Source organism: Gemmiger qucibialis (assembly GCF_027689445.1).
Taxonomy (GTDB): Bacteria; Bacillota; Clostridia; order Oscillospirales; family Ruminococcaceae; genus Gemmiger; species Gemmiger qucibialis.
In genome coordinates, this window is sequence record NZ_JAQFEN010000001.1 from 773,944 (window position 1) to 787,372 (window position 13,429).

Annotated in this window: 9 protein-coding genes; 2 read left to right on the top strand and 7 right to left on the bottom strand. The window is 55.5% G+C overall.

The genetic code is table 11. The features are described from left to right. Window positions 1-336 precede the first annotated feature (336 nt). From PG062_RS03515 to rny, 5 genes are all read right to left on the bottom strand, one after another. Window positions 337-1,272, bottom strand: a complete 936-nt coding sequence (locus PG062_RS03515) for an Ice-structuring protein (RefSeq protein WP_270751167.1) — start codon at window positions 1,270-1,272, stop codon at window positions 337-339. Between the two features lie 315 nt (window positions 1,273-1,587). Next, window positions 1,588-2,652: a dTDP-glucose 4,6-dehydratase gene (rfbB, locus tag PG062_RS03520; protein ID WP_114000684.1), complete on the bottom strand. Its 1,065-nt coding sequence runs from the start codon at window positions 2,650-2,652 to the stop codon at window positions 1,588-1,590. Beyond that, entirely contained in the window at window positions 2,653-3,555 is a 903-nt protein-coding gene (gene rfbD, locus PG062_RS03525) for a dTDP-4-dehydrorhamnose reductase (protein WP_270751170.1), read from the bottom strand. A 25-nt stretch (window positions 3,556-3,580) separates the two neighbouring features. Next, window positions 3,581-4,465: a glucose-1-phosphate thymidylyltransferase RfbA gene (rfbA, locus tag PG062_RS03530; RefSeq protein ID WP_114000686.1), complete on the bottom strand. Its 885-nt coding sequence runs from the start codon at window positions 4,463-4,465 to the stop codon at window positions 3,581-3,583. 660 nt (window positions 4,466-5,125) lie between these two features. Next, window positions 5,126-6,679 carry a ribonuclease Y gene (gene rny, locus PG062_RS03535; RefSeq protein ID WP_114000687.1) on the bottom strand — a complete coding sequence of 518 codons (1,554 nt, stop codon included), beginning with the start codon at window positions 6,677-6,679 and terminating at the stop codon, window positions 5,126-5,128. A gap of 983 nt (window positions 6,680-7,662) precedes the next feature. Between rny and thrS the strand changes: the two genes are divergently transcribed. Together thrS and PG062_RS03545 are read left to right on the top strand one after the other, a co-directional pair. After that, window positions 7,663-9,450, top strand: coding sequence for a threonine--tRNA ligase (gene thrS / locus PG062_RS03540; RefSeq protein ID WP_270751173.1), 1,788 nt, complete (start codon window positions 7,663-7,665; stop codon window positions 9,448-9,450). Between the two features lie 121 nt (window positions 9,451-9,571). After that, a complete protein-coding gene (locus PG062_RS03545) occupies window positions 9,572-11,032 on the top strand; it encodes a phage tail tip lysozyme (protein ID WP_114000689.1) in 1,461 nt (486 codons plus the stop codon). 309 nt (window positions 11,033-11,341) lie between these two features. Here PG062_RS03545 and PG062_RS03550 read toward each other — a convergent pair whose 3' ends face one another. Further along, window positions 11,342-12,199 carry a serine hydrolase gene (locus PG062_RS03550; RefSeq protein ID WP_270751176.1) on the bottom strand — a complete coding sequence of 286 codons (858 nt, stop codon included), beginning with the start codon at window positions 12,197-12,199 and terminating at the stop codon, window positions 11,342-11,344. A 27-nt stretch (window positions 12,200-12,226) separates the two neighbouring features. Beyond that, a complete protein-coding gene (locus tag PG062_RS03555; RefSeq protein ID WP_270751177.1) occupies window positions 12,227-13,222 on the bottom strand; it encodes a dipeptidase in 996 nt (331 codons plus the stop codon). Window positions 13,223-13,429 lie beyond the last annotated feature (207 nt).

Here is a 13,429-nt window from a genome sequence, read left to right on the forward strand (position 1 = left end):
TTTTATGCATTGGCAGCGTTTCTCTGCGGCGGCCAGAGGGCTGGCTGTTCCACCGGTCGTTTTTCTGTTTGGTACACATGATACCTTGCTCTGTAGGGAGCCGTCTTGACCATTCCGGAGCTTTAGCACATCTGCCATAATGAGATTTGCCGCAAGGTTTGTCTGCGGTGTCGGGGACGCTGCTCCCCTACTGTGGGGCAAGGTATATCACACATTTTTATTGTACGGTCGGGCCGCCTTCAGTGGGGGGCGGGTGCCCCCGCCCTACCATACAAAAAGCTGCACAGCGTTTGGGCTGTGCAGCTTCATCAAAATTATCGTTTTGTCAGCAGGAGCTTATTCCGTACCTGAACTATCCTGCGTATCCCCACCGGTATCCCCGGTATCAGCTTCAGGTTCGCTCTGGGCATCGGTCTGGTCGTCCGCCGTGCTGTCCGGTTCAGCGGTGCCGTCGGCGGTATCACCTGTGGGATTGCCGGTATCGGCCACGGTGGAATCCAGGTTGTTCTGCACCAACTCCTGCGGGTCACCGGAATCGGTAGTCGGGGCTGCGGTCGAAGCAGACACTTCGGGCTGCATATCGCTTTCCTGCAATGCACTCAGATACCACTTACGGCCCTCGCCGCGGGTGAACACATAGTCCATATACTTGGTCGGCTCCGTGGGGGCGGTCAGGTTGATCTCGCCGCTGGAGCTATTGTTGATGGTGGGGATATAGCCAACCGTCACATAGGTCTTGCCGCTCTGGGTGGAAATCTTTTCCACTTCCGGGGTATACATAGCCACCATGCTGGTAACAGGAACCAGATAGCCCTGCTTTTCCTCGTCATAGGTATAATTGAACTCTTCGGTCTGGAAAGAGCCATCGGTGATCTTGTAATCCGGGCCAAGCAGGTTGGTCAGGTAGGTGTCAACTTCCAGTTTGGGCAGAATGATGGAGCCGGTTTCGCTGTCGCGCTCATAGTCGCTCAGGCCGTTATCCCGCTTTTGGATCTGGTACACAGCGCCCCAGATGGCAGCCTGTAAAAACTCCGACTGATCCACCTTGCTCACATCGTCAAACGGCATAGTGTCAAACATGACAAGACCGTACAGACGGTCGGCATAGCTCTGGCGGCGTTCGGTATCATCCAACGCGCTGCGCAGCACGCCAACCACCCAGCTTAATACGGTAAACAGACCAATGATAATCAATACGATTGCCACTGCACCCACGATCTGGCGTGAAAAGCGGCGGTTATTGCGCAGTTGTTCTTCTCTGGAAATTGCCATTCAAAAAAACCTCAAGATCAATCAAGTAAAATAATAATTAAAAAATAATAAAGAATAATGGTGGTATGCGCGCCGTGCGCGCATGATTAAAATAGGCTCCGCACGCCGGGTTAGGCTTGATTGCTTACCAAAAGCAGCGCCCAATTTTTATAAGCTGTGCCGCAGGCACGGCGATTCACCTTCATTATTATTTATTCTTTATTCACTATTCTTTGTTCTGCTGTCACAAACAGCAGAACTAGTATACCACAAACGCCGCCGCTTTGCAAAGCGGCGGCGGGGTGTTTTGCAGAATTTAACAAATGTGCGGCAGCATTACTTGTTTTTGTACATCTGCTCGTAATACTTCTGGTAGTTGCCGCTGGTCACGTGGTCCATCCACTCTTCGTGGGCCAGGTACCAGTCAATGGTCAGCACAATGCCCTTCTCGAACGGGGTTTCGGGGTACCAGCCCAGATCGTTCTTGATCTTGGTGGGGTCAATGCCGTAACGGCGGTCATGGCCCAGGCGGTCCGCCACGTGCTTGATCAGCTCTTCGCTGATGCCCTCGTCCTTCAGGCGGTCATGCAGCTGCTCGATGACAGTCTTGACGATGAAGATGTTGGGGCGCTCGTTATGGCCGCCGACATTGTAAACTTCGCCGTCCTTGCCGCCGTTAGCAACCATATCAATGGCTTTGCAGTGGTCCATGACATACAGCCAGTCACGGATCTGCATACCATCGCCGTAAACCGGCAAGGTCTTGTGGTGCTTGGCGTTGTTGATGAGCAGCGGAATCAGCTTTTCGGGGAACTGATACGGACCATAGTTGTTGGAGCAGCGGGTAATGTTGATGGGCATGCCATAGGTGTCATGGAATGCTTTCACGAACATATCGGCGCTGGCTTTGGAAGCGGAGTACGGGCTGTGCGGGCACAGCGGGGTCGTTTCCATAAAGTAGCCTTCGGCGCCCAGGGCACCGTATACTTCATCGGTGGAAACCTGCAGGTACTTTTTGCCTTCCTTCCAGGTCTTGGCGTCGGCATCGTACCAGGCATCCTTGCAGCACTGCAGCAGGTTAACGGTACCCAGAACATTGGACTCAACAAAAATTTCCGGGTTGCGGATGCTGCGGTCAACGTGGCTTTCGGCAGCAAAGTTGATGACGTAATCCGGGTCATATTTGGCGATCAGGTCAGTGACAAGGGCCTTATCGCAGATATCGCCCTTGACGAAGATATGGCGGGCATCGTCCTTGATATCTTCCAGATTTTCCAGGTTGCCGGCATAGGTCAGCTTATCCAAGTTGACCAGGCGGATATCCTGGTATTTTTCCAGCATATAGTGGACAAAGTTGGAGCCAATAAAACCGGCACAGCCGGTAACAAGATAAGTTTTCATTTATTTACCATCCCAATTATTGAAAAAGTCCTGAATTGCATCTTTCCAGTCGCGCATGTCATCGCCGACACTGCACCGCAGGGCGCGGTTTTCCAGTGCGCTCCATGCCGGGCGGTCTGCGGATTTGGGGTTCATCTCTTTGTACTGTGCGCTGGTAACGGGCTTTACGGTGCACGGCAGGCCGGACAGGCGGATGATCTCGGATGCGAAATCATACCAGCTGCAAATGCCGCTGCCGGTGCAGTGGTAAATGCCGTAATCATGGCTGACTGCCAGCTTTAAGATATGGTAGGCCAGATCCACCGCATTGGTGGGGTTGCCCAGCTGGTCGTTGACAACATTCAGGGTGTCATGCGTTTTAGCCAGGTTGACCATAGTTTTGACAAAGTTTTTGCCGTAATAGCTGTACAGCCAAGCCGTGCGCACGATGAAGTGGCGGCGGCAGAACTGCTGCACATAGGTTTCGCCCAGCAGCTTGGTCTGGCCGTAGGCCGAAATGGGGGCGGGCAGGGCACTTTCATCCAACGCCACACCGCCGTTGGCTGTACCGGAGAATACATAGTCGGTAGAAATATGGATCAGGCGGGCATTGATCTTTTCGCATGCCAATGCCAGGTTGCGCGGGCCAAGGGCGTTGACGCGGTAAGCGGCATCGCGGTTGGTTTCGCAGCCATCCACGTTGGTAAAAGCAGCGCAGTTGATGACGGTATCCGGCTGGATGCGGCGGATATAGGTCACAGTGGCTTCGCGGTCGGTAATATCCAGCTCATCCACATCAACGGCGATCACCGTTGCTTTGCGCAGGCGCTCCGGCAGCGGGCCAAGGGCGCATTCTTCATCGGCCAGCTGTTTTTGCAGCTCGGTTCCAAGCTGTCCATGGCAGCCGGTAATCAGAATTTTCATCTTGTGCCTCTTTCTTTATACCGCATCAATATTTCAGGCGGTCATCGGCAACATTGCGCAGGTGCTGGCCATAGGGGCTTTTGCCATAGCGCTCGGCGCTTTCCAACAGTTTACCGCGGTTGATCCAGCCGTATTTATAGGCAATCTCTTCCGGGGCGGAAATTTTAATGCCCTGGCGCTGTTCAATCATGCGCACAAAGTCGGCGGCTTCCACCAGGCTGTCCATCGTGCCGGTATCCAGCCAGGCATAGCCGCGGCCCAGCAGCTGCACATCCAGCTTGCCTTCCTGCAGGTACATCTCATTCAGGGTGGTAATTTCCAGTTCGCCGCGGGCGCTGGGCTTTACCTGTTTTGCCTTTTCGCACACATCTTTGCTGTAAAAATACAGGCCGGTAACCGCATAGTTGCTCTTGGGCTGTGCGGGCTTTTCTTCAATGGAAGTTGCCTGGCCGTTTTCGTCAAATGCCACCACACCGAAGCGTTCGGGATCGGTGACATAGTAGCCGAACACAGTGCTGCGGCCGGCTTCGGCGTTGGCGGCAGCGGACTTGAGCCGCTTGGAGAAACCTGCGCCGTAGAAAATATTATCGCCCAGCACCATAGCGCAGGGCTCACCGTTAATAAACTCTTCACCCAGGATAAAGGCCTGTGCCAGACCGTCCGGGGAGGGCTGCACTTTATATTGCAGGTGCAGGCCGTACTGGCTGCCATCCCCCAGCAGCGCTTCAAAGCGCGGCGTATCGGTTGGGGTGGAAATGATCAGGATGTCCTGGATGCCTGCCAGCATCAGGGTAGACAGCGGGTAATAGATCATGGGCTTATCATACACAGGCAGAAGCTGCTTGGATGTGACCATGGTCAGCGGGTACAGGCGGGTACCAGCACCGCCGGCGAGGATGATACCTTTCATGATGACGCTCCTTTTCAGTGACCGCAGTTGCGGCGAACTATAGGCAGCGCCTATACCGCGCCGCCTGATTTGCCGTGCGTCACCGCCCATCCCACAGGGGCATAAATCCGCACAATTATTTTCTATTATATCGTATTCTATGCCCCTTGGCAAGAGGGAAAATTGAGGGAGCAGAGCCAACAAGATTTGCGAGGGAAAACGTAAAACACATTTGCCGCAAGGCCCCGGAACGGTCAAGACCGTTCCCTGCAAAACATTTTATAACGTGCAACAAACATTATAAGGGCAATACCGCATAATTCTAAGTGCCGATACGGCGAGCGAGGTGCGGCAGATGCCAAGCCAAAAGCGCAGATAATACTGGATGCTGCAAAGGTGAGCGCCGCCAGTGGCGGAAACAGCGAACCGAAGCAGGGGCAGCGGTCGCAGAGTGCGAGGGGCTTTTGCCCCCGAAGCACGATGCGGGTACCGCAACCCGACATTATCGAGCATTTTGGCAACGCAGATGCCGTGCCGCAGCTGCCGGAGCGGTGCTTAAGCCGCAAGGCGGGAATTGTGCGGGTGTTGCCTTAAACATATGGCAGCATCCACGGGATAAATCAATGCTTATACAAAATGCCGCACCCATACCAGGTGCGGCATCTGTTTTATTCGCTTTGGTTATTTCGCGTACTCGGTGGCGCGGCTTTCGCGGATCACGCTGACCTTGATCTGGCCGGGGTAATCCAGCTCGTCCTCGATCTTTTTGGCAACCTGGCGGGCCAGCAGGATGACCTGATCATCACCAACCTTATCCGGCTGGACCAGGATGCGGACCTCGCGGCCTGCCTGCACGGCGTAAGAGCTTTCAACGCCCTCAAAGCCGTTGCACAGGGCTTCCAGCGTTTCCAAACGCTTGATATAACTTTCCATGTTTTCACGGCGGGCACCGGGGCGGGCTGCGCTGATGGCATCCGCTGCCATAATAATGAAGGCAAGCACCGTCTTGGGCTCCACATCGCCGTGGTGGGCTTCGATTGCATGAATAATCTGCGGGTTCTCGCGGTACTTCTTGCAGATATCCACACCGATCTGCACATGACTGCCCTCAATCTCATGGTCAAGGGCCTTGCCGATATCATGCAGCAAGCCTGCGCGGCGTGCCAGCTGAACGTTCACGCCAAGCTCGCCAGCCATCAGGCCGGCCAGCCATGCCACTTCCAGAGAATGGCTCAGCACATTCTGGCCATAGCTGGTGCGATACTTCAGGCGGCCGATCAGCTTGACCAAATCGGGATGCAGGCTGTGGATACCAAGGTCCATCACAGCCTTTTCACCCTCGCGCTTCATCTGAATTTCCAGTTCGCGGCGGCACTTATCCACGGTCTCCTCAATGCGGGCCGGGTGGATACGGCCATCGGCGATCAGGCGCTCCAGGGCCATGCGGGCCACTTCACGGCGGGTCTGGTCAAAGCTGGAAAGGGTGATGGCTTCCGGCGTATCGTCAATAATAAGGTCACAGCCAGTGGCAGTTTCCAGAGCGCGGATGTTGCGGCCCTCGCGGCCAATGATGCGGCCCTTCATCTCGTCAGAGGGCAGCGGCACCACGCTGACGGTGGCTTCACTGGTGGCATCGGCTGCGCAGCGGGCAATGGCCTGGCCGACCAGCTCACGGGCGATGGCATCACATTCGTCCTTCATGTTAGCCTGATAGGCGCTGATCTTCATGGCCTTTTCGTGGGTCAGCTCATCGTCAATGTTCTTCAACAACACGGCGCGGGCATCTTCCTGGGTCATGGCGGCGATGGTTTCCAGCTTTTCGGTCTGGCGCAGCTTGAGCTGTTCCAGCTCGTCCAGGCGGGCTTCCACCAGTTCGCCGCGCTTTTTCAGGTCCTCTTCCTTGCGCTCCATGGCGGCGGTGCGCTTATCCAGCGCTTCCTCCTTTTGGTCCATGCGGCGTTCCTGGCGGCTGATCTCCGCGCGGCGGTCCTTGATTTCCTTGTCGGCGTCAGCTTTCAGCTTGAACGCCTCGTCTTTGGCCTCGATGATGGTTTCCTTGCGCTTCTGCTCGGCAGCCTTGATGGCATCGTTCACGATGCGTTTGGCTTCCTCTTCGGCAGAGCCGATCTTGGCTTCAGCGGTACGCTTCCGGTTTTCCCCGCCAAAATAATAACCAAGCGCCCCGCACACGGCAGCGGCAACGACAACCAGCACCCACATCAAAATTGGGGGCATGGCAGTTTCACTCCTTACAAAACTCAAATCAAATGCAGGAGGGTGTAGCACAAGCGGAACGCTTTTATTTCTGGCATACCTGAAAAGCCCGGGCAGCCCGCGCCTGTTTTATCTGGCAGCTACCATGGGTACACTGCCAGCATCTTACAGCGCAAGGGGCTGACCTTTGCGGTTCAAATACTGCCTGCGATATTCTATACAAAATGGGGCGATAATCCAAAGCATACCCAAAAGCGGATACACCTCAAGCCCCATATACACAAATAAAACGAAAAAACGCCAAATTTGCGGCGGTAAAACAAATATCTGAAAAGCGGCGTTCCCGATGGGCGACACCCTTAAGTCCTATTTAATATTGTAGCTACATTGCAGGGAATTGTCAAGGAATTGTTACAACACCGTGAACGTTCCCACCTGGCACAAAAATTGGCAGAAATGCACCTGCGGGGCTGCCTGCCAGTTTCAAAGCAGGGGCCCTGTCTGTATTCTTATGATGAATTGGGAGTAGCCGATGGCAAAGCGGGCCGGGAGCCCCTGCCGGGTGCGGCCCGTTTTTTCCATCATATCACAGTTCTAGGCCAAGGTCATATTTTGTTACGGTGTAAAATTTTGCGCTGCCCCCTTGACTTCCCCGCCGGGGTGGTATATAGTAAAGGCAACTTCATCCTGAATAAAACGTTGAGGCAGACAATACATGCTGGAACGCGCAAAAGAGAGAACCGCCGCCGAATTTGGCGTGGTGTAAGCGGTTTTGCAGGCGGTCAGCACAGTTACCACTGCCGAGTGCGAAGGCGAACCTTCGCCGGGGTAGCGCCCCGTTACCGGCGCTTACAAAACAGGGCTTTGGGCCTTTGTTTTACGAGTGGGATGCTTTGCCGCGTCCAATTCGGGTGGAACCGTGGAGTATGAATTTGTATGCTTCATCCCGTTTATGGTCAAGAATGGGATGGAGCATTTTTGTTTACCCAAAGGAGCGTTTACCAATGAAAATCATTTACAAAGACGGCACTGTTGCCGAATGCCCGAAAGAAGAAGAACTGCACGTTCTGCGCCATACGGCTGCCCACATTATGGCACAGGCCATCAAGCGCCTGTATCCGCAGGCCGACTTTGCCTTTGGCCCCGCTACCGAAAACGGCTTTTTCTATGATGTTGACCTGGGCGATACCAAACTGAGCGATGAAGACCTTGCCAACATTGAAAAGGAAATGAAGAAGATCTGCAAGGAAAACCTTGCCATCAAGCCGTTCATCCTGCCGCGCGATGAAGCTGTGAAGCTGATGACCGAGCGCCAGGAGCACTATAAGCTGGAGCATATGGACGACCTGGCCGATGAGACCGAGTTCAGCTTCTACCAGCAGGGCGAGTACGTTGATATGTGCATCGGACCCCACCTGACCTACACCAAGGCTCTGAAGGCATTCAAGATCACCCAGCAGAGCGGCGCTTACTGGAAGAATGACAAAGAGAACAAGATGCTGACCCGCATCAACGGCGTTGCTTTCCGCAACCAGGAAGAGCTGGAAGCCTGGGAAAAGCAGCAGCAGGAAGCCCGCGAGCGCGACCACCGCAAGATCGGCAAGGAAATGCGCCTGTTCATGACCGACGACCTGGTTGGCCGCGGCCTGCCCATGTTCCTGCCCAACGGCTACATCATCTGGCAGCAGCTGGAAGATTACATCAAGGGCAAGGAGCGCGAGCGCGGCTACCTGCACGTTATGACCCCCTGCATCGGCACCGTGAACCTGTACAAGACTTCCGGCCACTGGGATCATTACCGTGAGAACATGTTCCCCGCCATGGAGATGGAGGGTGAAAGCTATGTTCTGCGCCCGATGAACTGCCCCCACCACATGATGATCTACGCCAACCGCCCGCACAGCTACCGCCAGCTGCCCATCCGCATTGGCGAAATTGCCCACGACTTCCGTTATGAGTCCAGCGGCACCCTGAAAGGCATTGAGCGCGGCCGTCATTTCTGCCAGAACGACGCCCACCTGTTCTGCACCCCGGAGCAGATCAAGAGCGAAGTTGCCAATGTCTGCAGCCTGATCTTTGACGTCTACAAGGATTTCAACATCACCGATTACCGCTGCGTGCTGTCCCTGCGTGACCCCGCCGACAAGAAGAAGTACCATGACGACGACGCCATGTGGAACCATGCCGAGAACGCTCTGCGCGAAGTTCTGACCGAGCTGGGCATCAATTTTACCGAGGAGATCGGCGAAGCTGCTTTCTATGGCCCGAAGCTGGACGTCAACGTTAAGCCCGCTGTCGGTGCAGAGTACACCCTGTCCACCTGCCAGCTGGACTTCTGCCTGCCTGCCAAGTTCCACCTGACCTACATCGACAAGGACGGCAGCGAGAAGACCCCCGTTGTGCTGCACCGTGCCATCCTGGGTTCTCTGGACCGCTTCATGGCTTATCTGATCGAAGAGACTAAGGGCCGCTTCCCCACCTGGCTGGCTCCCACCCAGGTCAAGGTTCTGCCCGTCAGCGAAAAGACGCTGGATTACGCCCGCACCGTTGCCGACAAGCTGACCGCTGCCGGTGTGCGTGTTGTGCTGGATGAATCCAATGAGAAGATCGGTTACAAGATCCGTGAAGCCCAGCAAGTTGACCGCGTGCCCTACATGCTGGTGCTGGGCGCTAAGGAGGCCGAGGCTGGCAACATCAGTGTGCGTGATCGCAAGGGCGAAACCACCACGCAGGAGCTGGATGCCTTCATCAACAATATCGTGACCGAGATCAAGGAGCGCCGCTACAACTAAGCGTTCCGCGGTTCCACCGAGCTTTACAGCTCCCGATTGCTTCCAGTCGGGAGCTGTTTTGGTATCAGGCCCGCAGATCGTTCATCATCAAGGTTGTTTACCATTCTAAGGAGGTGCAGCATTGAAACGTAAGTTTTTGACCCTGATCGCCGCCGTGGCTGCCGCCATGGCGCTGGCGCTTTCGGCGGGTGCCGAAGCCGCCACGCCGGAAACTGCCGGCAGCCTGACCCCGCTGATGCCCATGTTTGATACCGCTGACACCGGCATTGCCGAATACTCCGGCGATATCGTCCAGGAAGACGCCGCAACGTATGACGCTTCTTATAACACCAATGAAGATGTTGCCGCCAACGAGCGGGATGTTTACAACTACCTGACCGGCACCATGGGCATGAACAGCGCCGCCGCCAGCGGCGTGATGGCCAGCATGTACCGCGAATCCCGTTTTTATGTGGACATTACCAATGACTACGGCACCGCATACGGCCTGTGCCAGTGGTACGGCGACCGCTGGACCAATTTGCAGAACTACTGCAACAACAACGGCCTGGACTGGCATACCCTGTACGGCCAGATGCGCTTTTTGGAATATGAGCTGAACAGCCTTTCCAGCCTGCGCTCTTACATGTATGGTATCAGCAATGATGCCAACGGTGCTTATCATGCTGGGTACGAATGGTGCCGCGTGTATGAACTGGGCGGCAACACCTCTGATACCACCCGCTGCGATTCCCGCGGAACGCTGGCGCGCGATACCTTCTGGCCCAAGTACCAGAACGGCAGCACCGGCGGCTATACCGGCTGGCGCAGCGAGAACGGCCGCGATTACTGGTACGAGAACGGCGTAAAGCAGGGCACCACCGGCCGCGGCAAAGAAATCTATGATGCCTCCAGCGATGCCTGGTACTGGCTGGATGCCGTGGACGGCGGCGCAAAAGCCGTGAACAAAGATGTCTACCAGGAATCGGATGGCGGCAAGTGGGTGCGCTATGATGAAAACGGCCACATGATCAAAGGCGAAAACTGCCAGAACGGCAACTGGTATTACTTTGAGCCTGTCACCGGTGCCATGATCCACGGCCCGTGGACCCTGCCGGATGGCCGCAAGGTCTACTATGACCTGACCACCGGCATTATGCAGTACGGCAATGTGTCCATCAATGGCTCGCTGTATTACTTTGACCCGGTTTACGGCACAATGAAAAGCGGTGCTTTGACCAACTTCTGGGTCACAGACGGCAACGGCAAGAGCTTCTGGTATGAAAGCTGGGTGCGCCAGGGCTGGCAGCCGGGCAGCAGCAATTACCGCGGCAAGGAGATTTACGACCCCGCCAGCGGTGCCTGGTACTGGCTGGACAACGTACAGCAGGGTGCCAAGGCCACCAGCAAGGAAGTATACCAGGATTCCAACGGCGGCAAATGGGTGCGGTACGATGCCAACGGCCACATGATCAAGGGCTGGTACACCCAGGACGGTAAAACCTGGTATTACGACCTGACCACCGGCGCCATGTACAAAGGCTGGCACACCATTGAGGGTTCCACCTACCATTTTGATGAAACCACCGGCGTGAAGGGGTAAATCAGATACAAATATAAATCGTAAAACCGACCGCAGGGGCGAGCAGCATCGCCTTGCGGTCGGTTTGGTTTTGGGGTGAAATGCACCCGCAGGGTGTGCGGCAGGTGATTGAATGAAATATTGGGCAAGGCCCGGCGTGCGGGACGATGCATCGCGCCCTACAGAGCGTTTATTGGTTGGTCGTGCACAACAAAATGCTCTGTAGGGAACGGTCTCGACCGTTCCGCAACTTTGCCGCATAGGCCATACTATTGCTTGGTACAAGCCGTATCCAAGAACGTCAAAATCGTTTTCGAATACGCCCTCCACTTACTTTACAAAACTACCCTCCAGCGCCAGGTACTGGTCAAACAGCATGCGGCTGACACGGTTGCCGTAAATCACGCTGGGGTGGTCGTTTACTTCCAGCTTGTTGGCAAAGTCGGTGCACATCATTACCAGAACATAATCCCCGTAAGGCGTGTGGATCAGGCCGCCGTCATTGCGGCAGGCATCCATGGAGCCGCTTTTGCTGGCTACATAGATCAGATCCGGATCCACGTGGGATTCTTCGGGGTCGGTGTAATACGGGGGGATGCTGCCCGCCAGCATGGTGTTGTAGTGCTGATGGCGGAACACATTGCGCATGGCATCGCTGGCCTGGGGGCTGACCAGCTCGCCCTTTGCCAACAGGGCAAAAAAGCGGCCCATATCCCGCGGGGTAATGGTACCCAGCTTTTCGCTCCAATTATCACTGCGCAGGCTGCGGTGGAGCTTGGTGTGGGTGCAGCCAATGCTGCGGATAAACGCATTGATGGTATCCAACCCCAGATAGTCGATCAGCATGTTGGTGGCAATGTTGTCGCTGACAACGATCATCAGGGTGGCAACATCGCGGGCGCGCAGCCTGGCACCTTCGCCTAAGGACCGGATCAGGCCGGAGCCGTCCACAAAATGCCGGGCTTCATAGGTCAGTTCGGCATCCAGGCTGGCTTTGCCGGCTTCCGCCTGGGCGTACAGACAGCCCAGAATATAAATCTTGATCGTGGATGCCGATTCAAACTCATCATCAGCCCCACGCTCCACCACATGGCCATGCAGGTCATCTGCGTATACGCACATTTTGGCGTCCAGCCCGCACAGCTCTGCATCAATGCGGCGTTCCAAAGTCAATTCAGGATGCGGCATAATGGTTCTCCTTTTATTTTGGTAGCGTTACAGGTTCTCGCTGAAAAAGCGCACGGCGTTGCCGTAAAAAATCTTTTCCACCACACGCTCGGGGATACCCTCTTTTTTCAGCCCCTCGGCCAGCTTGGGCATGTCCTGCGCACCGGCAATTTCCAGGTCGCCGTCAATGCCGTCAAAATCGCTGCCCAAGGCCAGGCAGTCCTCACCGGCCTTATCCATAATATAGCGGGCGTGGCGGGCCATATCGGTGATGCGGCTCCTGACCTGGCTGCGGTCGGGATTTGTATCCAGGAAGGAAGCGCAGTAGTTCAGGCCAATCAGGCAGCCCTTTTCGCCCATGGCGGTCAGCATCTCGTCCGTCAGGTTGCGCACATGAGGGCAGCAGGCGCGCGCGTTGGAATGGCTGGCAACAAAAGGCCGCTTTGCCACCCGCAGAATATCCCAGATACCGGCGTCCGATAGGTGAGAAACATCCACCAGCATATGCAGGCGCTGCATCTCCTCCACAAATTCTAAGCCTTTTTCGGTCAGGCCTCCGGTGGTGTTGGCCGGGCGGGGCCACATGTCATCGGTGCCAGGTACAATGTTGGGTTCGGCCAAGCCGTTCTTGAAGTTCCAGGTCAGGGTCATCATCCGCACGCCAAGGCGGTACAGATCCCGCAACGCACCCAGGCTGTCCAGGCAGGCACCACCTTCTTCAACGGTCAGCATCATGCCGCGCTTGCCGGAGGTGAGTAGCGTCTGGATGTCCGCCGCAGTGCGCACCTGCATCAGGTCATCGGGATACTGTTCCAGCAGGCGGTAGAAAATGTCGATTTCTTCCAGGCAGGCCAGCAGGGGGCTTTTTTCCCGTTCCGGTTCCAGGTGAACAAAGCAAGCCATACACTGCAGCAGATAGTCGCCCTGTTTCATGCGTTCCAGATCCATCATTAAATCATTGTGCAAAAAGCTCTTGGGCTTGCCTGCCTGCTGGGCATAGCGCAGCTCGGCCAGGGTATCACAGTGCATATCCCATACTTTCATAAAATCCCCTCCATGGTATACATTTTGTATTTATCTATGGCAACACCGCACAATTCCCGCCTAGCGGCTTAAGCACCGCTTCGGCGGCTGCGGCACGGCATCTGCGTTGCCAAAATGCTCGATAAGACATCCAGTATTATCTGCGCTTTTGGCTTAGCATCTGCCGCACCTCGCTCGCCGTATCGGCACTTAGAATTATGCGGTATT